We start from the raw sequence: 26,658 nt of genomic DNA on the forward strand, positions 1-26,658 counted from the left end.
CGAACCCGGCACGGTCGTGGCGTCCGCCCAGCGCTCGATCAGCCCTTGTCCGCGCCGTCGGCCGGCTCGCTGGCAGCGCCGAGCAGCGCACGCACCTCGGACTCGCGGTAGCGACGATGGCCACCCAGCGTGCGGATCGACGAGAGCTTTCCCGCCTTCGCCCAGCGGGTCACCGTCTTGGGGTCCACCCGGAAGAGGCTGGCGACCTCGGCGGGCGTGAGCAGAACCTCGGACTCTCCATGCATGGACATCACGGCACCTCCTCCTGGAACGCGCTGGTCCGGCTGATGCCCCGGATCACGACGACAGCACGACGCCAGTTCCCCTCCATTGTCGCAGGATGCGGATTTCGGGCGACTTGACGGACGGGTGAATTAGGAGCCCTATGGTCGGAAGGGTCGGACAGTCGCTCGTGCGCCTTACGGGCACCCTGGGACGCGGCCGGCGGGCGACCCGGAACCCGGCCTCACCGCCGGGTTCGTGGAGAGGTTGTGACGGTACGCACGTCACCATCTCGGCACCTCGCTTGAGTGGCTGGAATAGGCCCCGAGCGTGTACCGTTGGACTCTGAACAGACGAAACTACACCCCGGGGCCGCACGTCTGAGCACGGTGCCGCCCCGCTTCTACGTTGAGGGGGTCGGAGCCATGGGCCGCGGCCGTCAGAAGGCTAAGCAGACCAAGGTCGCTCGGGAGCTGAAGTACTACAGCCCCGAGACGAACTACAGGGCTCTCGAGCAGGAGCTCACCGGTCACAGCCGTACGGATCTCGCGACGGACTCCCGCTTCGGCGCCGAGTCGTCCGACGATCTCGACAGCTACGACCAGCGATACAACGGCTGGTCCGACGACCGCTGACGGTCGTCGCCCCGTCTCCCCTCCCGGCGACGGGGCCCCGCCCGTAGGTGCGATCTCCACGTACGACGGCGCCGCCATCCGACGGGATGGCGGCGCCGTCGTCGCGCCCGGAGCCTGACGCCGCCGTCGCGCACCGGACCTGAGACGGGCCGCGACGCCCGCCGGCACGGTGACCGCGGAGAGATGGCAAACCGCAGGCAGCGGCGATCCCCGGGCGACCCTCAGGCCCGGTAGTCGTGCACGAGCCGGACCGCGCCGGCCTGCACGCCCTTGGTCCCGGCGACGAGGTCGCCGTCCGCGACGCCGTCCTGGCCGGCGGGGTCGAACGCCTCGACGGAGCCGAGCACCCACGCGGGCAGGCCGAGCGTCGCGCAGCGTGAGAGGGCGGCGTCCGCGCCGTCCGCGCCCACGATCGCGACCATGCCGACACCGAGGTTGAGCGTGCTCTCCAGGTCGGTGCGCGGCACCCCGCCGAGCTCGCGCACGAGCCGGAAGACCGGCGGCACGTCCCAGCTCGCGCGGTCCACGACCCCGACGAGACCCGCCGGCAGGACGCGCGCGAGGTTCGCCGCGAGGCCGCCGCCGGTGACGTGCGTGAACGCGTGCACCTGCGCGGCCTCGTCGGCCGCGAGCGCGAGGCAGTCGCTCGCGTAGACGCGGGTGGGTTCGAGGAGCTCCTCGCCGACGGTCCGCCCGAGCTCGTCCACGTGGCGCTCGAGGCCCCAGCCCGCGTGCTGCAGCACCGCGCGCACGAGCGAGTAGCCGTTCGAGTGCAGTCCTGACGACGCGAGGCCGATCAGGACGTCCCCCTCGCGCACGCGGTCGGGGCCCAGGAGCGCATCCGCCTCCACGACGCCGGTCGCCGCGCCCGCGACGTCGTACTCGTCCGGGCCGAGCAGGCCCGGGTGCTCCGCGGTCTCGCCGCCGACGAGCGCGGTGCCCGCGACCTCGCACGCCGCCGCGATGCCGCGCACGATGCCGGCGATGCGCTCGGGCACGACCTTGCCGCACGCGATGTAGTCGGTCATGAACAGCGGCTTCGCGCCCACGACGACGATGTCGTCGACGACCATGCCCACGAGGTCGAAGCCGATCGTGTCGTGGACGTCCATCGCCTGCGCGATCGCGACCTTCGTGCCGACGCCGTCGGTGGACGTCGCGAGGAGCGGGCGGCGGTAGCGGGTCAGCTCGGCGGCGTCGTAGAGGCCGGCGAAGCCGCCCACTCCCCCGAGGACCTGCGGGCCCTGCGTGCGACGCACGGCGTCCTTCATGAGCTCGACGGCCTTGTCACCCGCCTCGGTGTCGACGCCGGCGGCGGCGTAGGTCAGGCCGGCGGAGGTCTTCGGCACGTCGGCAGTCACGGTCGTCGCTCCAGGTGTCACGGGATGGGAGAGGTGCGGTCGGGTCAGGGGTGCTGGAGCGCCCCGCCGCCGCCGGCGGTCACGGAGAGCGACCGCAGGCCGTCCTCGGGGGCGCCGAGCGGCAGCTCGGCCTGCTCGAGGAGGTGCTTGCCGAGCTGGTCGTCCGGCGGGAGCTCGATCGGGTACTTCCCGGTGAAGCACGCGGTGCACAGCTGGGACGCGGGCTGCTCCGTCGCGGCGATCATGCCCTCGGTCGAGATGTAGCCGAGGGAGTCGGCGCCGAGCGACTGCCCGATCTCGTGGGGCGAGAGCCCGTTGGCGATGAGCTCGGCGCGCGAGGCGAAGTCGATGCCGTAGAAGCACGGCCACTTCACGGGCGGCGAGCTGATCCGCACGTGCACCTCGGCCGCGCCGGCCTCGCGCAGCATGCGGATGAGCGCGCGCTGGGTGTTGCCGCGCACGATCGAGTCGTCGACGACGACGAGCCGCTTGCCGCGGATGACGTCGCGCAGCGGGTTGAGCTTGAGCCGGATGCCGAGCTGGCGGAGCGTGTCCGACGGCTGGATGAAGGTGCGGCCGACGTAGGCGTTCTTCGTGAGCCCCTGCCCGAACGGGATGCCCGACTCGGCGGCGTACCCGACCGCGGCGGGCGTCCCGGACTCCGGCACGGGGATGACGAGGTCGGCGTCGACCGCGTGCTCGCGCGCGAGCTGACGGCCCATCTCGACGCGGGCGGCGTGGACCGAGCGTCCGTTGATCGCGGTGTCGGGGCGCGCGAGGTACACGTACTCGAACACGCAGCCCGCGCGCTCGATGGGCGCGAAGCGCTGCGAGCGCAGGCCGTCGGCGTCGATCGCGATGAGCTCGCCCGGCTCGACCTCGCGCACGAACGACGCGCCGACGATGTCGAGCGCCGGGGTCTCGCTCGCGACGACCCAGCCACGCTCGAGGCGGCCGAGCACGAGGGGGCGCACGCCCTGCGGGTCGCGCGCGGCGTAGAGCGTGCGCTCGTCCATGAAGACGAGCGAGAACGCACCGCGCAGGCGCGGCAGGACCTCGAGGGCGGTGGCCTCGAGGGTGTGGTCGGCGTCGCCCGCGAACAGCGCGGTCACGAGCGCGGTGTCCGTGGTGTTGCCGCGCGCGAGCTCACCGCGCCGCTGGCTCCCGTACCGCTCGGCGACGAGGTTGACCAGCTCGGCCGAGTTGGTGAGGTTGCCGTTGTGGCCGAGGGCGACGGTCCCGGACGCGGTGGCGCCGAGCGTCGGCTGCGCGTTCTCCCACGTCACACCGCCGGTGGTGGAGTAGCGGCAGTGCCCGACGGCGATGTGCCCCGTCAGGGCGTTGAGCGCCGTCTCGTCGAACACCTGGGAGACGAGTCCCATGTCCTTGTAGACGAGGATCTGCTCGCCGTTGCTCGTCGCGATACCGGCCGACTCCTGCCCACGGTGCTGCAGGGCGTAGAGGCCGAAGTAGGCGAGCTTGGCGACCTCCTCGCCGGGCGCCCAGACCCCGAAGACGCCGCAGGCGTCCTGGGGGCCCTTCTCGCCGGGCATGAGGTCGTGGTTGAGAAGTCCATCTCCGCGGGGGGCCACGTACCTCAGTGTCTCACGGGGGCGGCCTCGTCCGGAGAACGCGCCCGCGACCGCTCCGGAGAACCACCCGCGGACCGGCGCGGGGCCGTTCACCGGAGCGTTACGTCGTCTCACCAGACAGTCGGGGGTTTCGCGGAGTGGTCGCCTCCCGCTTGAATCTGGACTTACCCGATCGCGGCAGTCCAGTTTGCCGTGCGAGACGGCCCCCGGGCCCCCACCGAAGGACGAGACAGATGCGACGCCACCGGACCACGTTCCCCCTCGCCGCCGCCGCCGCGGCCACCGCGCTGGTCCTCACCGCCTGCGCGCCGACCGCCGTCGACGGCTCCGGCGGTGGCGACGGCGACGCGTCGGTCGAGCCCACCACGCTCTCGCTCGTGGGCTTCGCCGTACCCAAGGCGGGCAACGACGCGGCCCAGGAGCTGTGGGCCGAGACCGAGGACGGCCAGGGCGTCACCTGGGAGACGTCGTACGGCGCCTCGGGCGACCAGAGCCGCGCCGTCGCCGACGGCCTCGAGGCCGACTACGTCCACTTCTCGCTCGAGGGCGACGTCACGCGCCTCGTCGAGGCAGGGATCGTCGCCGACGACTGGGACGCGGGCGAGAACGCGGGCATCGTCAGCCAGTCCGTCGTCGTGCTCATCGTGCGCGAGGGGAACCCCGAGAACATCCAGGGCTGGGAGGACATCGTGAAGCCGGGCATCGAGATCGTCACGCCGAACCCTGGCTCGTCCGGCTCGGCACGGTGGAACATCCTCGCCGGCTGGGGCAGCGTCATCGCGAACGGCGGGACCGAGCAGGACGCGACCGAGTACCTGCGCCAGTTCTTCACCAACGCCGTGGCGCTGCCCGGCAGCGGGCGCGACGCCACGACGACCTTCACGGCCGGGACGGGCGACGTCCTCCTCTCCTACGAGAACGAGGCGATCCTCGCCCGCCAGAACGGCGAGACGTTCGACTACGTCGTCCCCGACCAGACGCTGCTCATCGAGAACCCGGCGGCCGTCACGGTCGACGCCGACCCGAAGGCGCAGAGCTACCTCGACTTCGTCCTCACGGCCGAGGGGCAGCAGGCGTTCGTGAGCAAGGGCTTCCGCCCGCTCGTGGGCGAGGTGGAGGGCGAGGTCGAGGGAGCCAACGACCCGAGCGACCCGTTCCCCTCCATCCCGTCCCTGCTCACGATCGAGGACGACTTCGGCGGCTGGTCCGCGACCAACGAGAAGTTCTTCGGCGACGAGGGCCTCGTGACGACGATCCAGACCGAGACCGGGAAGCAGTGACCCGTGACCTCCACCCTCGCTGAACGACCGGGCCGGGCGGCGCGCGAGCGCCCCCCGGCCCCGGCCGCGCGCGGCCGGGACGGCCGTGCCCGCCGCCGGACGCGCAACGGCCCGTACCGGCTCACGGCCGTCTCGGGACTCGGGCTCGGCGTCTCGCTCCTCTGGTTCTCCGCCCTCGCGCTCGTGCCGCTCGTGGCCGTCCTCGTCGAGACCTCCGCGGGCGGCTGGCCCGCGTTCGTCGCGGCGATCACGCAGCCCCAGACGGCGGCCGCGCTCACGCTCACCGTGTCCCAGGCGCTCGCCGTCACGGCCGTGAACGTCGTCATGGGCACGCTCGTCGCCTGGGTCCTCGTGCGCGACGCCTTCCCGGGCAAGCGCATCCTCGAGGTGCTCATCGACATCCCGTTCGCCCTCCCGACGATCGTCGCCGGGCTCGTGCTCCTCGCGCTCTACGGGCCGTCCGGGCCGCTCGGGGTCGACGTCGCGAACACGCGCGCCGCCGTCTTCCTCGCGTTCCTGTTCGTCACCCTGCCGTTCGTCGTGCGCAGCGTCCAGCCCGTGCTGGCCGAGCTCGACCGCGACGTCGAGGAGGCCGCGTCGTCCCTCGGCGCGACCCGCGCCACGACCTTCCGCCGGGTGATCCTGCCGGCGCTCGCCCCGGCGATCACGGCCGGAGCGGCGCTGTCCTTCGCGCGGGCGATCAGCGAGTACGGCGCGCTCGTCCTGCTCTCCGGCAACCTGCCGATGCGCACCGAGGTCGGCTCCGTCCGCATCCTCAGCTACCTCGAGAACGGGCAGCCCGAGCAGGCCGCGGCCGTCGCGTCCGTCCTGCTGCTCGTGTCGCTGCTCGTCATCGCGACGATCCAGCTCGTCCAGAGGAGGGTGGCCCGCCGTGGATAGCTCTCCCTGGGTGCGCCGCACGCTGCGCGCCGTCGTGGTCGTGTACCTCGTGATGCTCGTGGGCTGGCCGCTGACCCTCGTGGTGCGCGGCGCGTTCGCCGACGGTCTCGAGACGCTGCGCACCGCGCTGTCCGACCCGAGCGTCGTCTTCGCGCTCCAGCTCACGGCGTCGGTCGCGGTGCAGGTCGTCGTGATCAACACGCTCTTCGGCGTCGGGATCTCGATGCTGCTCGTGCGCTACGACTTCCCCGGCAAGGCACTGCTCAACGCGCTGCTCGACCTGCCGCTGTCCGTCTCGCCGATCGTCGTGGGTCTCGCGATCGTCCTCGTGTACGGCCAGGACGGCTGGTTCGGACCGACGCTCGAGGACGCGGGACTCCAGGTGGTCTTCGCACCACCCGGCATCGTCATGGCGACCGCGTTCGTGTGCCTGCCGCTGGTGATCCGCGAGGTCGTCCCCGTGCTGACCGAGATCGGCACCGACGAGGAGCTCGCCGCGACGAGCCTCGGCGCCACGTGGTGGCAGACGTTCCGCCGCATCACGCTGCCCGCGATCAGGTGGGCGGTCGTGTACGGCGTCGTCCTCACGCTCGCCCGCGCGCTCGGCGAGTTCGGCGCGGTGAAGGTGGTCTCCGGGAACTTCGAGGGCCGCACCCAGACGTCGACGCTCCTCGTCGAGCAGCGCTACCAGGACTTCGAGCAGGGCACCGCGTACGCGGTCGCGTTCCTCCTCGCGTCCGTCTCGGTCGCGTGCATCGTCGCGGTCACCTTCCTGCGCTCGGACACGCCCACCGCCGTCGCTTCCCCGCCCGCCCCCGCACCACCCACCCCGCGAAGGCCGCCTCATGAGCATCGAGATCCGGAACGTCCGCAAGACCTTCGGCGACTTCGTCGCGCTCGACGACGTCTCCGTCTCCGTCCCGACCGGCCGCCTCACCGCGCTCCTCGGCCCGAGCGGCGGCGGGAAGTCGACGCTCCTGCGCGTCGTCGCGGGCCTCGAGCAGCCGGACTCCGGCACGGTCGAGATCGAGGGCCGGGACGCGACGAACCTGCCCGCCCGGCGGCGCAACGTCGGCTTCGTCTTCCAGCACTACGCCGCGTTCAAGCACCTGAGCGTCGCGCGCAACGTCGCCTTCGGGCTGGAGATCCGCCGCACGCCGAAGGCCGAGACCGCCGAGCGTGTCGACGAGCTGCTGCGCCTCGTCCACCTCGAGAGCTTCGCGCACCGGCTCCCGTCGCAGCTCTCGGGCGGGCAGCGCCAGCGCATGGCGCTCGCCCGGGCGCTCGCGATCCGCCCGAGCGTCCTCCTGCTCGACGAGCCGTTCGGCGCGCTCGACGCGAAGGTCCGCAAGGAGCTGCGCGACTGGCTGCGCCGGCTGCACGACGAGATCCCGGTGACGACCGTGTTCGTCACGCACGACCAGGAGGAGGCTCTCGAGGTCGCCGACGAGATCGTCGTCGTCAACGAGGGCCGGATCGAGCAGGTCGGCACGCCCGACGACCTCTACGACCGACCCGCGAACGACTTCGTCATGAGCTTCCTCGGCCCGGTCACGCGGCTCGGCGGGATCCTCGTCCGTCCGCACGACATCCACGTCGAGGTGCTGCCCGACGGCGCCCCTCCCGCGGGCGCCGAGGCTCACCCCGCCGACGGCCCGGGCGCGGGCGGTGCCGTGACCGGCGTCGTCTCGCGCACCACGCGCGTCGGCTTCGAGGTGCGCGCCGAGGTGACGGCCGAGGACGAGGTGGTGAGCGTCGTCGTGACGCGGGCCGAGGCCCGGACGCTGGGCCTGGAGGCCGGGGTCGCGGTGCGGCTCGCACCCGCGGAAGGCGCGCCGACGTCCCGGGTCCCGGCGGGAGTCGCCGGGGCGGTGTGAACCGGGTCGGCCGACGCACGAGCGCACCCCGCTCCCCTATCCTGCGTCGGTGGACCGCACCCGCTCGCGTCACCGCCGCGAGCGCGGCACCTTCCGGTTCGTCGAGGTCGTCCCCGGCCCCAGGCTGGCCGTCCTGGACGGCCTGGCGACGGCGAGCGGCGCGTTCCTCGGCGGGCTCGTGGTCGCCCTGTTCGCCCTGATGGGTGTCGTCGTCGGCGGTGGGGAGCTGCTCGGCGGGATGCGGTTCGAGCTCGAGGAGCTCGGGCGAGGCGTCCTCGGCTGGTGGGCCCTTCTCCTCGCCCTCGCCGCCGCCTTGTTCGTGCCGCTCCGCGCGGCCTCGACGTCGCTCCTCGCGCGCGATCTCGTCGACACGGGACGTCCTCGCACGCAGGTGCCGCCCCGCGCCGTCCGCGAGCGCGTCGCGCGGTCCAGCCCGCCCGGTGCGGTCACCGGGCTCCTGTGGACGACGCTCGGCGTCGCGGTGCTCGGTGGCGGCGGCATCGGCGCGGCGATGCTCGCGTCCGACGACGGGCACGGCCCCGCCGTCCTCCTCGCGGGGGTCGTGCTGGCGGCCGCGAGCGGGCTGGGACTCGTCGCGACGCGCGGGTGGCGTGAGCGCTGGGAGGTGACGCAGCGGCGGGTCCGCACGACCTGGGGCGGGAACGAGGAGCGTGCCGCCGAGGCTGCCGAGCGGCGCGTGCGCTCGATGCTGGGCCCCGAGCCCGTCACCACGGAGGCCAGGGCACGCGAACGGGTCGGTGCCCGACGGCGGAGGGTGGCGAGCGCCGTCGTAGGGATCGGCGGAGCGGTCGGCTTCGTCATGTTCATGGCCGGCCTCCTCGTGCGCCAGCCCGGGAAGCGAGCCCCGCGCCGGTACTACGGTCCGGCGGGAGAGACGGCGATCGACGTGCTCGTCGGCGTCGGGGGCGCCCTCGTCGCCGCAGCGCTGCTCGCTCTCGTCCTCTGGCTCGCCGCGACGGTCGTCCGGGCCGCGCACCACGAGCGTCGGGTCCGCGCCGCGCTGCGGGTCGAGCCGCCGACGCGGACGCTGCCGGACGCCGTCGTGCTGGACGTCGCCCACGCGCAGCACTCGGCAGCGGGTCGGGCGGCGATCGGCTGGATCGCGCTGCTCGGGCTCGTCTCCCCGGTCGCGGTCGCGGCGGTGTCCGGGAGCATCCCGGTGCTGTGGTCGGCGGGGGCCGTCCGCGCAGCGGCGGTCGCCGGTGTGCTGTCCGGCCTGGTCGCGGTGGGCTACGTCGTCGCCGACGTGCGACGCTCCGCCGTGCTCCGGGCGCAGGTCCGGTCCCGGTGGGCGCCGGGTGACGGGTCGCCCACCTGAGCGACGCCGGCCCAGCAGGTCCGTGGATCAGCGACCGCGCAGGCTCCGGCGGTCGGCGATCACGGCCCACACACCGGCGACCGCGGCGCCGAGCGCCGTGCAGGTGAGGAGGATGACGGAGAAGTAGACGCCGGGCTTGAGCACGCCCTGCGCGGCGTCGGACTGCAGCCACGCGCCACCGACCCCGAGCCCGACCACGAGGCCGAGGACGATCCCCACCGTGAAGAACGCGCGGTAGCGCGGCGCACGACGCACGGTCGTCGGGTCGACGACCTCCTCGATCTCGACCTCGTCGGCGGGCACGTCGGCCGCGTCGTCGGCGGTCGGCTGAGGGCCGGACATCGCGTCGGACGCCGCGCCGCCGGGCCGGTCGTCGGACCGGTCGTGGGGAGCGGAGGACTGCTGGGAGCTCACGAGGACGACCCTACCTGCGCTGCCTGGGAGCTCGATGCGAGCCGGACGCACCGCGACCCGGGTCCGTCGGACGGAACCCGGGTCGCGGTCTCGATCAGTGCGTCAGGGGCGCGTCACCCGCAGGTGATGCCCTCGAACGTGACCTTGTGCTGCTCGTAGCGCGGCGTGGCGCCCGGCACGTACCCGGCGACGGTCACCGAGCCGTCGTCGAGCGAGGCCTGACGGGTCGCGTACGACTGGTACGCCGCCGTCCCCGGCTGGACCGCGGCGAAGCGCTTCTCGCCGAACGGCGTGTAGTGCCGGACGTCGATCGCCACGTCCTCGCCGTTGGTGGCCCGCACCGCGAGGTAGGCCCTGCCCGCGAGGCAGCGTGCCTCGGCCGTCACCGTGAGGTCGACGCCCGTCGGCTGCTCGGCCGCCTCGACCGTCACGGGGATCCGCGCGGTCGTGCCGCTCGGCTCCGCGACGACCCACAGGTCGTAGGCACCCTCCCCGGCGTCGTCCGGCACGGTCGCCGTGAGCGTCGCCGCCCCGTCGGTCACCGTGGCCGTCCCGACGGCGTCGCCCGGGTTCTCCGGGTCGAACACCCCGTCGGCCGGGACCAGGTACCCCGTGACCGCGGTGTTCTGCGGCGACCCGAGCGACGTGAGGTCGAGGCGCGACAGCGCGACGCTGACGTCCTCGCCCGCCGTGACCGGGCCGGGCAGCGCGTCGACGACCACGCGCGACCGCGCGAACGACGGCTCGATCGGGGCGTCCGCCGAGTTGTCCGCGAGGTACGCGATCCACGCGTCACGGTCCACGAGACCGGAGTCGCGCGGGTCCGTGCCCTCGGTGAACACCCGGAAGTTGTCACCGCCGGTCGCGAGGAACGAGAACGTCGCGACGCGGTACTCGCCCGCGGGGTCGATCGGCTCGCCGTCGATCGTCACGGAGAGCACGTTGTCACCAGGTGCGGCGTTGCCGTCCGCCGTCGCCGCCGTCCAGCTCACGTTGTCCGACAGGCCGAGCGCGAGGTACGGGCGGGACGGCCGGTTGCCGTTCGCGTCCGTCTGCCACTGCTGCTCGAGCATCGTCACGACCTGCTCGCCCGTGAGGGTCACAGTCCACAGGTTGTTGACGAACGGGAGCACCGCGTTCGCCTCGGCGTACGTGATGACGCCGTCGTCGCCGTAGAGCAGCTCGCCGCGCAGGCCGCCCGGGTTGACGACGCCGAAGTCGGCGCCCCCGCGGTCCGGGTCGGCGAGCGTGTCGCGCAACGAGTTCGCGACGAGGTTGCCGAGCGCCGACTCCGACGCGCGGTCGTCCCGACCGGTCGTCGGTGCCGGGCCGGACCCGACGTAGACGCCGTTCACGTACGAGCCGCCCGTGAAGGCGGTCGTGATGTCCGCGGTCACCTCGCCCACCGGCTGCGAGCCGATGACGTCGGCCTCGGCGAGCGCCGGGTCGAGCACGTCCTTGACCGCCTGCACGCGCGGGTAGGTCGCGACGAGCTGCTCCCACGGCGTCGTCGTGCGCGGCACGTTGACGACGTCGTAGCTCACGACGTCGGCCGTCGTGTCGTCGACCTCGAGCGTGACGTGGCCGATGTTCTCGCCGTAGCTCCCGGTCTGGATGACCGGGCGCGTGCGGGTCTCGTCACCGGGGACCGGCGCCTCCCACGCGTACTGCTTGTGGGTGTGGCCGTTGAAGATCGCGTCGACCGACGGCGCGGTGCCCTCGACGATCTCGGCGAACGTGCCGCCTGCGGCGACCTCCTCCTCGAGCGTCGCGCCGTCGGGCGTACCCGCGCCCGCGCCCTCGTGGTAGAGCGCGACGAGCACCTCGGCCTCGCCGTTGGACTCGTCGCCGTCCTGGAGCTGGGCGGCCACCCGGTTCACGGCCTCGACGGGGTCGCCGAAGTCGAGGTCCGCGATGCCCGACGGCGTGACGAGCGTCGGGGTCTCCTCGGTCACCGCGCCGATGAGACCGACGCGCACGCCGTCGATCTCGAGCACGTCGTACTCGGGGAGCGCCGCGTCCTGCGTGCCCTTCACGTAGACGTTCGCGCCGAGGTAGTCCCAGTCCGCCGCGTCCGTCACACGACCGGTGAGGTCGTCGAAGCCCTGGTCGAACTCGTGGTTGCCCACAGCGGACGTCTCGAGGTCGAGGGCGTTGAGCACGTCGATCGTCGGCTGGTCCTGCTGCGACGCGGACGCGAACAGGGACGCCCCGATGTTGTCGCCGACGGAGATGAACGCCGTGCCCTCGGGGTTCCCGGCGCGCAGCTGCTCGACCGTCCCGGCGAACGACAGGGTGTTGTTCGTGACGACCCCGGTCTGGGCGTTCGTCACGTACGGCTCGATGCGGCCGTGGAAGTCGTTGATCGCGAGCAGGTCGATCGTCGTGGTGCCCGGCCCGACGTCGCCGCCCAGCTCGAGACCGACCAGGACCGGGTCGTGGTCGGACGACCGGAACGGCGTCGTGTCGTAGAGGATCGACGCGTTGTAGTTGTAGCGGCTGTACTCGTTCGCGATGGGCTCGACCGAGTTGACGTTCCACACGTCGGTGCCCGTCACGACGCCGGCGGCGGCCTCCGAGGCGAACACGTGGTCGAGCGACCCGACGTAGCCGTCGAAGAGGTAGGTCTGCTCGCCGGTCGTCGCGCCGAGGTCGACGTAGCCCGCGTCCTTGAGGACCTCGAGCGGGTCCTCCATCGAGTACGAGTTGAAGTCGCCTGCGAGCAGCACCTTGTCGGTCCCCGCGTCCGCCGCGACGTCCTCGGCGAAGCCGACGAGCGCCGTCGCCTGCGCGACGCGCGACGCGTTGAACGCGCCCTGCCCGTCGCCGGAGTCCTCGTCGCCCGGCAGGACGGGGTCGCCCGAGCCCTTGGACTTGAGGTGGTTCGCGACGACGAGCACGTCGTCGTCGGTCGTCGCCGACCCACCGGCCGGCTGGAACACCTGCGCGAGCGGCTCGCGCGCGTTGACGAACGCCGCGTCGTCGAGCAGGACCTGCGACTCGCCGACCGGCTCGGCCGCGTCGACCTGGTAGATGTAGGCGAGCCGGATGACGTCCTCGTCGTCGGGCAGCGCTGCCGGCGAGGGGACGAACGCCCACTCGTCGGCGCCCGCGGCGGCGTTGAGCGCGTCGACCAGGTCAGACAGCGCCTGGTCACGGTCCTTCCCGAACGGCGCGGAGTTCTCGATCTCCATGAGCGCGACCACGTCGGCGTCGAGCGCGTCGATCGCCGCGACGATCTTGGTCTCCTGGCGCTCGAGGTTCGCCGCGTCCGCCGCGCCGCGCGCGGCACAGCCGGTGCGGACCGTGATCGGGTTGTCCGCGCGGTCCGTGTAGTACTGGCAGCCCGTGAGCTGGTCACCGGTCGTCGTGAAGTAGTTGAGGACGTTGAACGTCGCGACGCTCAGGTTCCCGCCCACCTCGGCGGGCGCGGCCTCGCGCGTGTCCTCGAACGTCGCCGGCTGGACCTCGTCGGCGTTGCCGCCGTCGCCCGCGCGCAGGTGCGTGAGCGGCTGGAAGGTCCACGCGTCGAACCGGTAGTCGAGGATCACCGCAGAGGTGAACGTGACGCCCGCACCGACGCGCGCCGGGGCGCCGCCCGTGAGGTAGGGCAGCGGGATCCCCTTGTTGGCGGCGCTGTTGAAGTTGGTCGTCGCCCCGTCGTCGAGCACGACACCGCGCGCAGCCCGGTCCGCGACCGCGGCCTGGGCCTCGCCGGACCCGGGGCGCCCGACCGACGTCGGCTGGAGGAACGGGTCCGTCCCCGCGGCGAGCAGGAACGAGCCGTAGTAGTTCGTGTCGTAGTTGTCGGCGATCGTGAAGTCGCCCGCGGGCTGGACGAGCATGCCCTCGAGCGGCTCGCGCTCGGCGTCGGTCGCGGGGAACGCGACGTCGGCGGCCTTCACGGCCTCGGCGGGCTCGTCGAGCACCGACCAGCTGCTCGCACCGGGCGTGATCTGCGTGAGCGTGAAGTACTCCGAGACGGTGCCGGTGACCTCGACGTGGTCGCCGACCTCGAGCTGCTCGGCCGCGGCCTTCGAGTACACGAAGATCGCGTCGGACGCGTCGTGGTCGTCGCCCAGGTCTCCGCCCGTGCCCTCGGTCTGGACGTACAGGCCGTCGTAGCCGCCCGTCGGGTACGTGGCGGTGACGACGCCGCGCGTCGTGACGGTCTGCCCGACGAGCGGGCTGGCCGCCCCCGTGCCCTGGATGTCCGCGATCGGGACGACCTCGCCGGGCTCCGGATCGGGATCCGGGTCCGGGCCACCGTCGCCGCCGGAGCTCGTCGGCGTCACCGCGTCGAGGACCGCGAAGTCCGCCGCGTTGTCGTCGGTGTCCGCGAAGCCGGTCCGGTTGAGCGAGCCGCCCGCGGTGTTCGCCCGTCCCGCGGGCGCCGCGGCCGACTCGTAGGTGTTCGAGCTGCCGTAGCCGAGGAGGTCCACGACCTGGGCCTGCGCCCCGACGACGTCGCCCACCGGGAGGGTGACCGCGCCGGGCGCGGACACGAGGGCGATGGTGCCGTTCTGGCCCTGGAAGTTCAGCCCGCCGGAGGCGTCCGGCTCGGGCAGCGCCGCCCCGGTGCTGCCGTTCGACCCACCGGCGACGAGGTAGTAGCCACCCGCCTCGATGGTGCCGGTGAGCGCGACCGTGCCGTTGGAGGCACCGGTCCCCGTCGCGGACCGGTACTGGACGGACCAGCCGTCGAGCGTCACGTCCTGCGCGGTGGGGTTGTAGAGCTCCACGAACTTGTTCGTGAACGGGGCGTTGGCGCTGCCGCCGCTCAGGTAGGCCTCGTTGATCACGACGCCGGAGCCGTCGACGGCGGTCGGCAGGGAGCCCGCCGCGGTGGCGGCGGTCGCCGACAGGGGGACGGCGAGCGCCGCGCTCAGCGTCGCTGCCACCACCTTTCCCCGTCGGTTCCCGCGCTGCGGCGGGAGGTGGTGGTGGGACACGCTGACTCCTTCATCTCGTGCGGACGGCCCCGGAGCCTCGCGTCGGTGCCAGGGCGCGGACGCGACATCCCTGATGCCAGGGTCATCGCAGCGCACGCGGATGAACGGACGGTTGCTGCCGGATCACCACCGCGAGAACGACACCGCACGTCGTCGTGCCGCGTCGGCCCCGCGAGCGGCGGCCGATCATCCACCGGACGCTAGTCCCCCGGGCCGCCGGTCGCCAGGCCGGCGCCCAGAACGTTACGCACCGGTAACACGTCGTCCCCGCAGCACTGTGGGCGGAGGTGCGTCAGCGGGGCCGGGCAGCCTGGAGCGGCAGGAGCCAGGACAGGTCGGCCCGCTCGCCCGACGCGCGGACCCGGCCGGCCGCGACCGCGTCCGCCCAGGCGAGCTCCCCCGTCGCGAGGCCGAGCCAGGTCTCCGTATCGGTCTCGACGACGTTGGGCGGCGTGCCCCGCGTGTGGCGCGGACCCTCGACGGCCTGGACGGCGCCCGCGGGCGGGACGCGCACCTCGACCGCATGGCCCGGCGCGATGCCGGCGAGCTCCTCGAGCGTGAACCGCACCGCGGTCGTCACGTCCCGGCGCTCGGCGTGCCCGTCGCGCCAGGCCGCGAGGGCGAGACGTCCGACGGCGGGGTCGGTGCGGCGTCGGGCTGGCATGGGACCAGCCTAGGCACCGCTCGGGCCCCGGCGTGCCGGACCACCCGTCACGTCACGGGGCGACGCGAAGGGATCAGGCCAGCGTGAAGAGCACGCGGCGGTCCACGACGGACGCCTCGCGCAACGTCACGCGGACGGGGTCGCCGAGCGGGAGGTCCGCGCCCTCCACGGGCGCGCGCACCGCCGGGTCGGCGAGCACGACCTGTCCGCGACGCTCGGGCCCGGCACCGGTCTCGCCCGTGCGCTCCCGGCGACGGTCACGCTCGCGGTCGTCCTCGACGTCGACGACGACGCCGTCGAACACCTCTCCGACACGCCCGGAGAGCAGCGCCGCCTCGACGACGTCGACGATCGCACGGTCGTAGGAGCTCGCCCGCTGCCCGGTCCGGGCCATCGTGCGCGGCAGCCCCGGCAACGCGTCGAGCACCCAGCGCGGCACCGGCTCGTCGGCGCACAGCGCGAGGCACACCTCGGTCCCGTACCGGTCGACGAGGCGGCGCAGCGGGGCGGTGACGTGCGCGTACTCGGCGGCGATGGCCGCGTGCGCGGCGTCGTCGGGCACGCCCGGCTCCTGGCCCGTACCGCCGAACGCCTCGTACGACGCCCCGCGGAACAGGCTCGTCGCCTCGGTGAGGAACGCCGCGTGCCGGGGCTGCGCGGAGTCGAGCGTCGGGACGAGGTCGCCGTACGCGACGTCGCGCGGCCAGTCGATGCCGAGGGCGCGAGCGGTGCGGCGCAGGCGGGCGACGTCACGCTCGTCGGCGTCCGGCAGCGCGCGGAAGATCCCCACGCCGCCGTCACGCATGATGCGCGCGGCGGCGATGCCCGTGAGGAGCGAGACCTGCGCGTTCCACCCCTCGGCCGGGAGGGTCGCGCGGAAGACGAGGCCGAACGAGCCGTCCTCGTGCGCGACGATCTCCTGCTCCGGGACCTCGAGCGAGACGCCGCCCCGGTCACGCTCGCGCGCGCGGCGCAGCTCGCCGACCACGCGCAGCAGCGCGAGCGTGCCGGCGGTCTCGTCCGAGCCGGCCGAGGCGTCCGCCCCCGCTGCGACCGGTGCGAGCGCGTCGATGCGCGCCTGCGCCTCCTCGTACGTGAGCCGGGCGCGCGAGCGCACGACCGCCCGGCGCACGGTCGCGTCGACGATCTCGCCGGACGCGTCGAGCACGATCCGCCAGGCCGCCGCACGCCGGTCCTCGTCCGGCAGCAGGCTCGCCGCGCCCTCCGAGAGCGTGGCGGGGTGCAGCGGCGTGCGCTCGTCGGGGGCGTAGAACGTGCTCCCGCGCTCGTGCGCCTCGGTGTCGACCGCGCCGCCGGGCTCCACGAACGACCCCACGTCGGCGATCGCGTAGTGCACGACGTAGGCCGCGCCGTCCTTCGCACCGGCACCCGCCGGCTCGAGGAACAGGGCCTGGTCGAGGTCCATCGACCCGGGTGGGTCGATCGTGAGGAACGGGAGGTCGCGCAGGTCGGCCCGGCCGTCGCTGCGGGCGGGGCCGCCGGAGTCACCGAGGCCGTCCGCCGCCGCGCGTGCCCCCGCTTCCTCCGCCTCGGCGACGACCTCCGGCCCGAAGGCCGCCGGGATCTCCATCTCGCGCCGGAGCGCGGCGAGCGCCGAGCGGACGCCCCGGTCGACGTCGGGGGCGGGGGCGAGGCGGACCTGGGGGCTGGGCACGAGACCGACCCTACCGAGCCCTGCCGGGCAGGGCAGGGCCGCACCTGTCCGGGCCGGGCGACGCGCGGGCCGGCCCGTCCCACCGGCCGGCCCGCCCGTCCGCTCAGAGGTCCCGCGTGCCGAACCGGTCGCGTGACCCTGTCACCGCTCCCCCGGCCGCGGCGGCCAGCTCCGCGCGCACCTCCGCGCGCAGCCGTCCCTGGTTCTCGGGGTCGGGCGCCGCGCCGAGCAGCAGCTTCGTGTACTCGTGCTGCGGGTCGAGGATGACCTGGTCGGAGGGGCCACGCTCGACGACCTCGCCGCGGAGCATCACGATGATCTCGTCGGAGAAGTGCCGGGCCGTCGCGAGGTCGTGCGTGATGTAGAGGACGCCGAGGTTCTCCTCGCGCTGCAGCCGCGCGAGGAGGTTGAGCACCCCGAGGCGGATCGACACGTCGAGCATCGACACCGGCTCGTCCGCGACGAGGAACCGCGCGCCGGGCGCGAGCGCGCGGGCGATCGCGACGCGCTGGCGCTGCCCGCCCGACATCTCGTGCGGCTGCTTGGCCGCGTAGACGTCGGCCGGGGTGAGGTTGACGCGCTCGAGCAGGTCGTGGACGCGACGCTCGACGTCGGCCCTCGACCGCGCGACCTTGTGGATGCGCAACGGCCGCTCGAGGTGGTGCCCCACGGTGTGGAACGGGTTGAGCGACGCGAACGGGTCCTGGAAGACCATCTGGACCTGGTGCCGGTACGCGTCGAGCGCACGGCCACGGGTCGCGGACGGCTTCCCGTCGAGCAGGACCTCGCCCGAGCTGGGTGTCTCGAGCTTCGCGATCATGCGCGCGACGGTGGACTTGCCCGACCCGGACTCCCCGACGACCGCGATCGTCTTCCCCGGTTCGAGCGTGAAGGACACGTCGTCCACCGCGCGCAGCGTCGACCGCCGGAACCCGCTGCGGACGCGGAAGTCCTTGACGAGGTTGCGGACCTCGAGCGTGCTCATGCGTGCCGCCCTTCCTGGTGCTCGCCCGTGCGCACGAACGCGCCGCGGTCGCCCGTGAGGCTCGGGAACGACCCGAGCAGCTTGCGCGTGTACTCGTGCTGCGGACTCGCGTAGAGGTTCTCCGCGGTGTCCAGCTCGACGATCTCGCCGCGCAGCATGACGGCGATCCGGTCGCTGATCTCCAGGAGCAGGGGCAGGTCGTGCGTGATGAACACGACGGCGAACCCGAGCCGCTCGCGCAACCGCATGATCTCGCGCAGGATGCCGCGCTGGACGACGACGTCGAGCGCCGTCGTGGGCTCGTCCATGATCATCACCTGGGGGCTGAGCGCGAGCGCCATCGCGATCATCACGCGCTGGCGCATCCCGCCCGAGAGCTCGTGCGCGTAGGAGTCGAGCCGTCCCGGGTCCACACCGACGAGGTCGAGCAGCTCCGCGGCCCGCGCCGCCTTCTCGCGCTTGCGCATGCCCGGGCGGTGGGTCGTGAGCACGTCGTAGAGCTGGGCCCGCACGCTGATGACCGGGTTGAGCGAGTTCATCGCGCCCTGGAACACCATCGAGACCTTGTCCCAGCGGTAGGACCGCAGGGCGTCTCCCCCGAGCGCGACCACGTCGATGTCGCTGCCGCCCTGGTCGTGGAACGTCACCTCGCCCGAGGTGAGCAGCGCCGGCGCCTTGAGCAGCCGGTTGAGCCCGTACGCGAGCGTGGTCTTGCCGCAGCCGGACTCGCCCGCGAGCCCGAGGATCTCGCCCCGGTGCAGCGTGAGGGACACGTCCTTCACCGCATGGACGACGGGGCTCACCTCGTAGTCGATCGAGACATGGCTTGCGGTGAGGACCGGCTCCAGGCCCGCGACGTGGGCGTCGTGACCGGACGACGTGAGCGGCCTGGCCGAGGTCGTGGCGGTCATGCTCGCACCCTCTCCTTCTCGTCGGCGGTGCGCGTGGCGGGCGTGGGTCCGTCGTCGACCGCCCGACGGCGCGCGCTCGACGCGTCGTCGTCCGCGGTGGCGTGGCCCGCCGCCCCGAGCCCGGCCCTGCGCGCCTTGCGCACGCTCTTCACGGCGGCGGGGGCGTTGCGCAGCTTGGGGTTGATGATCTCGTCGATGGCGAAGTTCACGAGCGAGAGGCCGGCGCCGAAGACCGCGATCATGAGGCCCGGCGGGACGAACCACCACCACGCCCCCGCGCTCAGCGCGTTGCCGCCGTACGCGTCCATGATCATCGTCCCCCAGGTGATCGAGCCGTTGGGTCCGAGCCCGATGAAGGACAGGCCTGCCTCCCCGAGGATCGCGAGGATCACCGCGCCGAGGAACTGCGCGGCGAGCAGCGGGAGCAGGTTCGGCATGATCTCGACGAGCACGATGCGGAGGGTCTTCTCGCCCGCGACGCGTGACGCCGCGACGTAGTCGCGGGTGCGCAGCGACCGCGCCTGCGAGCGCAGGATCACGGCGGACCCGGCCCAGCCCGTGATGCCGAGGATGAAGGCGACGAGCCACAGGCTGCGGCTCTCGGCGTAGATGGCGATGACCATCATGAGCGGCAGGCCCGGGATCACGAGCATGACGTTCGTGCCGAGCGACAGGAACTCGTCCGTCCAGCCGCCGACGTACCCGGCCACGATCCCGAAGACGAGCGAGAGCGTGATCGCGATCGCGGCGGCGACCAGCCCGACGAGCAGCGATCCCTTCGCGCCGTACGCGAGCTGGGCGAGGACGTCGTAGCCGAGCTTCGTCGTCCCCAGGAGGTGCTCCGCGCTCGGGGGCTGCAGCGCCTCGTTGCCCGAGAACCGCGGGTCCTGCACGACGTACGGGGCCAGGAACGCGAAGAGCGTGATCCCGATCGTGATGACGAGACCGACGGCGAGCTTCACGGAGAACGACGGCAGGAGCTGGCGGAACCCGCGGCGCGCCGTCTTCTCGGTCGGTGCCGCGGTGCCGACGGCGCTCGCCTCGACGACCGCGCTCTCGACCGGCTGGGGCGCTCCCTCGTCGGCGGGCAGGCCGTCGACGGCCGCCTCGTCGAGGGGTACCGCCGGACCGGCGTTCTTGACGAGCTCCTGCTCGCGGATGTCGTCAGCCATTGTGCCGCGTCCTCGGGTCGATGAAGCCGTACACCAGGTCCATGAAGAAGGTCGCCACCAGCACGGTGAGGGTGATGACGAGGAACAGGCCCTGCATGAGCGCGTAGTCGTTGCCCTGGACGGCCGTGATCATGAGCTTGCCGAGGCCGGGGTACGTGAACACCTGCTCCATGACGATCGCGCCCGTGACGACGAACGCGAGCGAGATGCCGAACCCGGCGATCGACGGCAGCGCGGCGTTGCGCGTCGCGTAGGTGAGGAGGATCCGCGACTTCCGCAGCCCCTTGGCCTCGGCCGTCGTGATGTAGTCCTCCGACATCGTCGAGACCATCATGTTGCGCATCCCGAGCAGCCAGGCCCCGAACGACGAGAGCACGACCGTCAGCGCGGGGAGGAAGCCGTGGTGGATCACCGAGCCGACGAACGCCCAGCTCAGCTCGGGTCCGTCGAAGGTGAAGACGTCGTACCCGCCGATGCGCGGGAAGACCGGGTTCTGCACGGCGAAGAGGTAGGCGAGCAGGAGGGCGACCCAGAAGTACGGGAGGGACTGCAGGAGCGTGGAGGCCGGGATGAGGTTGTCCACCCACGTGCCGCGGCGCCAGCCGATCCACGCGCCGCCCGCGATGCCGATGACGAACGAGATGACCGTCGCGATCCCGAGCAGGCCGATCGACCACGGGAGCGCCGCCCCGATGAGCTCGGTGACCGGCGTCGGGAACTTCGTGACGGAGACCCCGAGGTCCCCCTGCAGGATGTTGCCCCAGTAAGCGACGTACTGGTCCCACAGGGACTGGTCGGTGTCTGCTCCGAGGAGGAGCCGGATGGTCTTCTCGACCCCGGGTGCGACCTCGCCGCTGCGGGCCATCTTGGCCAGCATGATGTCGGCGGGGTCGCCCGGCATGAGCCGGGGGATCAGGAAGTTCAGGGAGATGGCAGCCCACAGGGTGAACGCGTAGAACGCGATCCGCCGGGCGTAGTACTTCATCGGGTGCTTCCCTCGCTCATCACGGCTCCTCCTCGGTGCGGTTCAGCGGAGCGTCACTCGGCGGGCTTCAGGTTGCCGAGGACGTAGCCCGCGGAGACCGAGCCCCACGACGGCGGGAAGGCGTAGAGGTCGTCCTCCGTGGGCCAGCCCGTGTAGTCCGTGTCGTTGAAGAAGGTCTGCGTCGCGTTGATGACGAGCGGGATGTACGGCAGGTCGCGCGTGATCTCCGCCTGGATCGTGGCGTAGGCCTCCTGCTTCGCGGCCTCGTCGTTCGTCGCGGCGGCCGCCTTCACGGCCTCGTCGACGACGGGGTTGGCGTAGCGCGAGAAGTTCCACTCGCCCGGCTCGAGCTGCGTGCCGACGGCCTGCGTGTAGTCGCCCGAGAACCAGTCGCGGTAGATCTGGAACGGGTCGGCGACCGAGGTGCCGATGACGCCGCCCATGATGAGCTGGTAGCTGCCGGACTGGCGCGAGTCCGAGAACTCCTGCCAGCTCACCGTGCTCGCCGTGACGGCGATGCCCGCGGCCCTGGCCTGCTCCTCGATGAGCTTGGCGGCGTCGTTGTAGTCGGTCCATCCGTCGACCGAGGTCAGCGTCAGCTCGACCTTCTGGCCGTCCTTGGCGTAGATGCCGTCGTCGCCCTTGGCGTAGCCGGCGTCCTCGAGGATCTGCCCGGCCGCATCGATGTCCGCCGTCTGCGGGCTCTCCTCCTCCACGTCCGGCGAGATCCACTCGTCGTCGCGGCCGAGAAGGGCGAACGTCGGGGAGATCGTCCCGGCGAGGCCGACGAACGCCTTGTCCGTGATCGTGCCGCGGTCGATGGCGAGGTCGAGCGCCTGGCGCACCGCGACGTCCGTCTGCGGGCCGGTGCAGCCGAGGTCGGCGTTGGCGCACGTGTAGAGCACCGTCGGGTCCTGCGGCGTGTTGATGTAGCCGGTGGGGCCGCCGGACGAGGCGACGGCCTCGGGGTCCGGGACGAACATGCCCGCCCAGTCGAGGTCGCCCGCCTTGAGCAGGTCCTCGGCGGACTGGTTCGCGTCGATGCCGAGGTAGCGGACCTCCTTGACGGCGGGCTTGCCGTCCTGCCAGTAGTCCTCGTTCGCGACGAGCGTGTAGGCGGCGTCCGAGGTCGTCTTGACGGTGTACGGACCGGTGCCGACGGGCTCCTCGTTGGTGAAGGTCGTCATCTCCTCGGCCGACTTCTCCGACCAGACGTGCTCGGGGATCATCCACGAGGCGCCCAGGAGCGCGAACTCGTTGGTGTACTGCGGGCCGTCGAACGTGAGGACGACCGTCGACTCGTCGGTCGCCTCGGCCGACGTGGCGTAGGCGGGCTTCGACGCCTCGTTGGTGAACGAGAAGACGACGTCGTCGACGGTGAAGTCCTCCCCGTCGTTCCAGGTCACGCCCTGACGGATCGTCACCGTGAGCTGCGTGCCGTCCTCGTTCCACTCGAACGACTCACCGAGCATCGGCGTCGGCTCGGCCGCCTGGGCCTTGTTGTAGACGAAGAGCGTCTCGTAGACCGGGCCGAGCGCGCCGTGCAGCACCGTCGGCGCGAAGGGGTTGAAGTTGGCGACGATCGGGGTCTGGGAGCCGGCCCACACGTTGAGCACCCGGCCTGCCGTCGCGCCGTCCTCGCCCTGGTCGTCCCCGCTGCTCGAGCAACCCGTCGCCAGGAGGGTCACGCCGGTCACGAGCGCAACCGCCGTGAGCAGACGCTTGCGCGCCGTGCTTCGAATCATCATCGGTCCTTTCGCATGGACGACGCGCCGTCGCGTCGTTCGTCGTGCGCCCGGAGGCGTGTGCAGGAACACTAACTAATTCGACGCAGCCCTCACGGCAATACGACAGGAAAGTTACCTAACTGATACACGCCGGCAACGGACGGCGCGATCCCGCCCGACGGCGGCCCTCGCTCAGCCCGTGCGGGTCGCCGTGTCGAGCGCTGCGCGGGCGGCCGCCGCGACGGCGGGGTCCGTGACCTCGTACCCGGCGTCGCCGCCGCCCCCCGGGCCCGCGTCGTCGGCGACGACCCCCTTCGCCGAGAGGTGCACGGCGTCGACACCTACACCGACGAGGGCCGCGACGTCCTCGACGCGCACTCCCCCGCCCGCCATGACCTGGACGACCCCGCCGAGCGGCCCCCGCGCGCGGGCGGCGAGCTCGCCCAGCCGGCGCGCCCCGTCGATGCTCCGCGGCGCACCGCCGGAGGTCAGCACGCGGCGCACCCCGAGGCCGGCGAGGACGTCGAGCGCGAGCAGCTGGTCCGCGACGACGTCGAACGCGCGGTGGAACGTGACCTCCGCGCCGCCCGCCGCCGCGACGAGCGCGCGCAGCGCGTGCGCGTCCACGACGCCGTCCGGGGTGAGCGCTCCGACGACGACGCCGCTCGCCCCCGCCTCGACGGCCGCCCGGACGTCCCGCACCTGCAGGTCGACCTCGTCGGCCGAGTAGACGAACCCGCCCGGCCGGGGCCGCACGAGGACGTGGACCTCGGGCCCGGGTACGCCCGCGGCGCCGCGCGACGCGTCCAGCGCCGCGGCGAGCAGGCCCGCGCTCGGCGTGAGACCGCCCGTGGCGCCGAGACCGACGCACAGCTCGACCCGGCGCGCGCCGACCGAGGCCGCGACGCGCACCCCCTGCGGGTCCTGGACCGCGAGCTCGAGCGCGACGTCGCGCCCGCCCCGCGCGGTGGCGCCCTCGTACCCGCTGGTCGTCATCCGTGCGCTCCCGTCGACGTACGGCCGGTCGGTCCGCGCCCCGTGCGCGCACCCGACGTCCGGCCGCCCGCCAGGGTAGACGACGCGTCAGATGACCCCGAGCGCGATCATGGCGTCGGCGACCTTGGTGAACCCTGCGACGTTGGCGCCGAGCACGTAGTTACCCGGTGCGCCGTACTCGTCGGCCGTCTCGACGCAGCGGTCGTGGATCCCCGCCATCGTCTGGGCGAGACGCTCCTCGGTGTGCTCGAAGGACCACGCGTCGCGGGACGCGTTCTGCTGCATCTCGAGCGCCGACGTCGCGACCCCGCCCGCGTTCGCGGCCTTGCCGGGCGCGAACAGCACGCCCGCGTCCTGCAGGAGCGCGACGGCCTGGGGCGTCGTCGGCATGTTCGCGCCCTCGGCGACGGCGACGACGCCGTGCGCGACGAGCTGCTTCGCGGCCCGCTCGTCGAGCTCGTTCTGCGTGGCGCACGGCAGGGCGACGTCCGTCGGGACGTCCCAGATCGAGCCGTCCGTGACCAGGTGGGCACCCGGCCGGCGGGCGACGTAGTCCGCGACGCGCCCCCGCTCCACCTCCTTCACGTGCCGGAGCAGCGCGAGGTCGACGCCGAGCTCGTCCACGACGTAGCCGGAGGAGTCCGAGAATGCGACGACGTGGCCCCCGAGCTGCTGCGCCTTCTCGATCGCATAGGTCGCGACGTTCCCCGAGCCGGACACCGTGACACGGCGCCCGTCCAGGTCGCGCCCGGTCGTGGCGAGCATGCGCTCGGCGAACAGGACCGTGCCGTAGCCGGTCGCCTCGGTGCGCACGAGCGACCCGCCCCAGCTGATGCCCTTGCCCGTGAGCACGCCGGACTCGTACCGGTTGGTGATCCGCTTGTACTGGCCGAAGAGGTAGCCGATCTCCCGGCCGCCGACGCCGGTGTCGCCCGCGGGGACGTCGGTGTTCTCGCCGATGTGCCGGTAGAGCTCCGTCATGAAGGACTGGCAGAACCGCATGACCTCGCCCTCGGAACGGCCGCGCGGGTCGAAGTCGGACCCGCCCTTCCCGCCGCCGATGGGCATCCCGGTGAGCGAGTTCTTGAAGACCTGCTCGAACCCGAGGAACTTCACGATGCCGAGGTACACCGAGGGGTGGAAGCGCAGCCCGCCCTTGTACGGGCCGAGCGCTGAGTTGAACTCGACCCGGAAGCCGCGGTTGATCTGCACGCGCCCCGCGTCGTCGACCCACGGCACGCGGAAGATGATCTGCCGCTCCGGCTCGCAGACCCGCTCGAGCACCGCGGCCTCGACGTAGCGCGGGTGCTTGTGCAGCACGGGTCCCAGCGAGTCGAAGACCTCGCGCACGGCCTGGTGGAACTCGGCCTCGCCGGGGTTGCGGCGCAGGACGTCGTCGAAGACGGACTGCAGTCGGCTGTCCATGGGTGCTCCTCGTCGGACGGGTGACGGAACCCTCGACGGTACGCCTGTACCAGTTGAACTCCGCTCCTCGTCCGCTCCGCGAAACGCCGCTCACCTGCGTTCCCCACGTCACGTCCGTCCACCGGCTGAGAAACCCGACTGATCCGGTGCACTTTCAGTCGCCGGGTTGCTATACCCGTCACCAGGTCAAGAGCACCAGCGCCAAGCCCCGGCTCGCTGGTCGGCAACCCCCACGTCACGGCGGGGTGCTCCGGGAGATGACCAGGCCGCACGGGCACCCGCCGCACGCCGGCAGGACCCGCCCACGGCAAGCGTGATCGACGAGAACTGCGAGGAAGACACCCATGACGAACCATCTCTCCCCCTCGGACCCGGCCACGGTGGTGGTCGTGTCCGGCAACCCGCGCGCGGGCTCCCGGACGCTCTCCGCGGCCGAGGCGCTCGCCCGCCGGGTCGCGGCCCACCTGGCCCCTGAGGCGCCTCCCCACGTCACGACGATCGACCTCGCGACGCTCGGGGGCGAGCTGCTCGCCCCCGAGCACCCCGCGGCCGACGCCGCGCGCGAGCGGCTCACCGCCGCGACGGTCGCCGTCGTGGCGACGCCCGTCTACAAGGCGTCCTACACCGGCCTGCTCAAGGCGTTCCTCGACCTCTACGGACCGGACGGTCTCGCGGGGGTCGTCGCGGTCCCGCTCGTCGTGTCGGGGAACCCGGCGCACGCGCTCGTCGGCGAGGTGCACCTGCGCCCCGTGCTCGTCGAGCTCGGCGCCGTCGTCCCCACCCGCTCTTTCACCGTGACCGAGCCGCAGCTCGCGGACCTCGAACCGGTGGTCGAGGCCTGGATCGGCCGCGAGGGCGACGCGCTGCGTCGCGCCGTGACGCCGCTCCACCTCCCGTCGGACGGGCCCGACCGTGAGCCTGCCGTCGTCGACGCGTTCGCGGAGGTGGCCCGATGACCGCCGAGCCGGAGGCCCGCGCCGCCGACCTGTACCACCTGGAGGCGCTCCTGACCGAGCAGGACGAGCCGCAGCTCACGCCCGACGAGTACAAGTCCGTGTTCCGCGGCCACCCCGCGGGTGTCGCCGTGATCGCGCTCGAGCACGACGGGCGCCCCGTCGGCTTCACCGCGACGTCGGTCATCTCCGTGTCCGCCGCTCCCCCGCTGCTCGCGTTCTCGCTCGCCTCGACGTCCTCGTCGTGGCCCGCGATCTCCGCGGCGCGCACGCTCACGGTGAGCTTCCTCACCGACCACCAGGACGACGTGTCCGCGCGGTTCGCGACGAGCGGGATCGACCGGTTCGCCGACGGCGGCTGGTCCCGCCTCGAGTCGGGCGAGCCCGTCATCGACGGCGCGCTGTCGTGGGTCCGCGGTCGCGTCGTCCAGCGCACGCCCGTGGGCGACTCCTACCTCGTCTCGCTGCGTGCGCTCGCGTCGAGCGCGGGGCCCGGCGGCGGCGACCGGCGACCCGGAGAGAGCGGTGCGCCGTCACCGCTCGTCTACCACGACCGCACCTACCACCGGATCGGCGACCACTCGGTGCTGTGA

General features: G+C 72.9%; 21 protein-coding genes, 1 pseudogene and 1 riboswitch. Of the genes and pseudogenes, 8 read left to right on the forward strand and 14 right to left on the reverse strand.

Features of this window, described 5'->3' with window-relative positions; genetic code table 11:
• Nucleotides 1-38 precede the first annotated feature (38 nt).
• Entirely contained in the window at nucleotides 39-251 is a 213-nt protein-coding gene (locus NFS20_RS14570) for a BldC family transcriptional regulator (RefSeq protein WP_251152510.1), read from the reverse strand.
• Between the two features lie 396 nt (nucleotides 252-647).
• Here NFS20_RS14570 and NFS20_RS14575 point away from each other — a divergent pair, with 396 nt between their 5' ends.
• Nucleotides 648-857: a DUF3073 domain-containing protein gene (locus NFS20_RS14575; RefSeq protein ID WP_251152511.1), complete on the forward strand. Its 210-nt coding sequence runs from the start codon at nucleotides 648-650 to the stop codon at nucleotides 855-857.
• A gap of 221 nt (nucleotides 858-1,078) precedes the next feature.
• Here NFS20_RS14575 and purM read toward each other — a convergent pair whose 3' ends face one another.
• Entirely contained in the window at nucleotides 1,079-2,218 is a 1,140-nt protein-coding gene (gene purM / locus NFS20_RS14580; RefSeq protein WP_251152512.1) for a phosphoribosylformylglycinamidine cyclo-ligase, read from the reverse strand.
• A gap of 44 nt (nucleotides 2,219-2,262) precedes the next feature.
• Nucleotides 2,263-3,810, reverse strand: a complete 1,548-nt coding sequence (gene purF, locus NFS20_RS14585; RefSeq protein ID WP_251152513.1) for an amidophosphoribosyltransferase — start codon at nucleotides 3,808-3,810, stop codon at nucleotides 2,263-2,265.
• A gap of 233 nt (nucleotides 3,811-4,043) precedes the next feature.
• Between purF and NFS20_RS14590 the strand changes: the two genes are divergently transcribed.
• From NFS20_RS14590 to NFS20_RS14610, 5 genes and pseudogenes are all read left to right on the forward strand, one after another.
• Entirely contained in the window at nucleotides 4,044-5,090 is a 1,047-nt protein-coding gene (locus tag NFS20_RS14590) for a sulfate ABC transporter substrate-binding protein (protein WP_251152514.1), read from the forward strand.
• A 3-nt stretch (nucleotides 5,091-5,093) separates the two neighbouring features.
• On the forward strand, nucleotides 5,094-5,990 hold the full coding sequence (cysT, locus tag NFS20_RS14595; RefSeq protein WP_251152515.1) for a sulfate ABC transporter permease subunit CysT: 897 nt from the start codon (nucleotides 5,094-5,096) through the stop codon (nucleotides 5,988-5,990).
• Nucleotides 5,991-6,042: 52 nt separating this feature from the next.
• Nucleotides 6,043-6,705 (forward strand): annotated as a pseudogene (locus NFS20_RS14600) (sulfate ABC transporter permease subunit); the annotation flags it as partial.
• Between the two features lie 130 nt (nucleotides 6,706-6,835).
• Nucleotides 6,836-7,867 carry a sulfate/molybdate ABC transporter ATP-binding protein gene (locus NFS20_RS14605; protein WP_251152516.1) on the forward strand — a complete coding sequence of 344 codons (1,032 nt, stop codon included), beginning with the start codon at nucleotides 6,836-6,838 and terminating at the stop codon, nucleotides 7,865-7,867.
• Between the two features lie 49 nt (nucleotides 7,868-7,916).
• Nucleotides 7,917-9,206, forward strand: coding sequence for a hypothetical protein (locus NFS20_RS14610; RefSeq protein ID WP_251152517.1), 1,290 nt, complete (start codon nucleotides 7,917-7,919; stop codon nucleotides 9,204-9,206).
• A 27-nt stretch (nucleotides 9,207-9,233) separates the two neighbouring features.
• On the opposite strand, the gene NFS20_RS14615 is transcribed toward NFS20_RS14610, so the two are convergent.
• From NFS20_RS14615 to gdhA, 11 genes are all read right to left on the reverse strand, one after another.
• Complete coding sequence (locus tag NFS20_RS14615) at nucleotides 9,234-9,620, reverse strand: hypothetical protein (RefSeq protein ID WP_251152518.1); 387 nt, start codon at nucleotides 9,618-9,620, stop codon at nucleotides 9,234-9,236.
• Between the two features lie 113 nt (nucleotides 9,621-9,733).
• The gene (locus tag NFS20_RS14620) at nucleotides 9,734-14,572 is read right to left on the reverse strand and encodes an ExeM/NucH family extracellular endonuclease (RefSeq protein ID WP_251152519.1); all 4,839 of its coding nucleotides are present in this window, start codon (nucleotides 14,570-14,572) and stop codon (nucleotides 9,734-9,736) included.
• Nucleotides 14,573-14,864: 292 nt separating this feature from the next.
• The gene (locus NFS20_RS14625; RefSeq protein ID WP_251152520.1) at nucleotides 14,865-15,236 is read right to left on the reverse strand and encodes a sterol carrier family protein; all 372 of its coding nucleotides are present in this window, start codon (nucleotides 15,234-15,236) and stop codon (nucleotides 14,865-14,867) included.
• A gap of 73 nt (nucleotides 15,237-15,309) precedes the next feature.
• A complete protein-coding gene (locus tag NFS20_RS14630; protein ID WP_353050465.1) occupies nucleotides 15,310-16,911 on the reverse strand; it encodes an RNB domain-containing ribonuclease in 1,602 nt (533 codons plus the stop codon).
• A gap of 103 nt (nucleotides 16,912-17,014) precedes the next feature.
• Entirely contained in the window at nucleotides 17,015-17,896 is an 882-nt protein-coding gene (locus tag NFS20_RS14635) for an ATP-binding cassette domain-containing protein (RefSeq protein ID WP_251152521.1), read from the reverse strand.
• Nucleotides 17,893-18,807, reverse strand: coding sequence for an ABC transporter ATP-binding protein (locus NFS20_RS14640; RefSeq protein ID WP_251152522.1), 915 nt, complete (start codon nucleotides 18,805-18,807; stop codon nucleotides 17,893-17,895). Before NFS20_RS14640 ends, NFS20_RS14635 begins: the two co-directional genes overlap by 4 nt.
• Nucleotides 18,804-19,979, reverse strand: a complete 1,176-nt coding sequence (locus NFS20_RS14645) for an ABC transporter permease (RefSeq protein ID WP_251152523.1) — start codon at nucleotides 19,977-19,979, stop codon at nucleotides 18,804-18,806. The genes NFS20_RS14640 and NFS20_RS14645 overlap by 4 nt, the downstream gene beginning before the upstream one ends.
• Nucleotides 19,972-20,964: an ABC transporter permease gene (locus NFS20_RS14650; RefSeq protein ID WP_251152524.1), complete on the reverse strand. Its 993-nt coding sequence runs from the start codon at nucleotides 20,962-20,964 to the stop codon at nucleotides 19,972-19,974. The genes NFS20_RS14645 and NFS20_RS14650 overlap by 8 nt, the downstream gene beginning before the upstream one ends.
• A 53-nt stretch (nucleotides 20,965-21,017) precedes the next feature.
• Nucleotides 21,018-22,709 carry an ABC transporter substrate-binding protein gene (locus tag NFS20_RS14655; protein WP_251152525.1) on the reverse strand — a complete coding sequence of 564 codons (1,692 nt, stop codon included), beginning with the start codon at nucleotides 22,707-22,709 and terminating at the stop codon, nucleotides 21,018-21,020.
• 174 nt (nucleotides 22,710-22,883) lie between these two features.
• Complete coding sequence (locus NFS20_RS14660) at nucleotides 22,884-23,687, reverse strand: copper homeostasis protein CutC (RefSeq protein WP_251152526.1); 804 nt, start codon at nucleotides 23,685-23,687, stop codon at nucleotides 22,884-22,886.
• 87 nt (nucleotides 23,688-23,774) lie between these two features.
• Nucleotides 23,775-25,112, reverse strand: coding sequence for an NADP-specific glutamate dehydrogenase (gene gdhA / locus NFS20_RS14665; RefSeq protein ID WP_251152527.1), 1,338 nt, complete (start codon nucleotides 25,110-25,112; stop codon nucleotides 23,775-23,777).
• Nucleotides 25,113-25,296: 184 nt separating this feature from the next.
• A riboswitch (SAM riboswitch) is annotated at nucleotides 25,297-25,399 on the forward strand.
• 57 nt (nucleotides 25,400-25,456) lie between these two features.
• Here gdhA and NFS20_RS14670 point away from each other — a divergent pair.
• Nucleotides 25,457-26,068, forward strand: coding sequence for an NADPH-dependent FMN reductase (locus tag NFS20_RS14670; RefSeq protein ID WP_251152528.1), 612 nt, complete (start codon nucleotides 25,457-25,459; stop codon nucleotides 26,066-26,068).
• Nucleotides 26,065-26,658 carry a flavin reductase family protein gene (locus NFS20_RS14675; protein WP_251152529.1) on the forward strand — a complete coding sequence of 198 codons (594 nt, stop codon included), beginning with the start codon at nucleotides 26,065-26,067 and terminating at the stop codon, nucleotides 26,656-26,658. Before NFS20_RS14670 ends, NFS20_RS14675 begins: the two co-directional genes overlap by 4 nt.

This window comes from Cellulosimicrobium sp. Marseille-Q4280 (assembly GCF_943181405.1).
Classification (GTDB): domain Bacteria; phylum Actinomycetota; class Actinomycetes; order Actinomycetales; family Cellulomonadaceae; genus Cellulosimicrobium.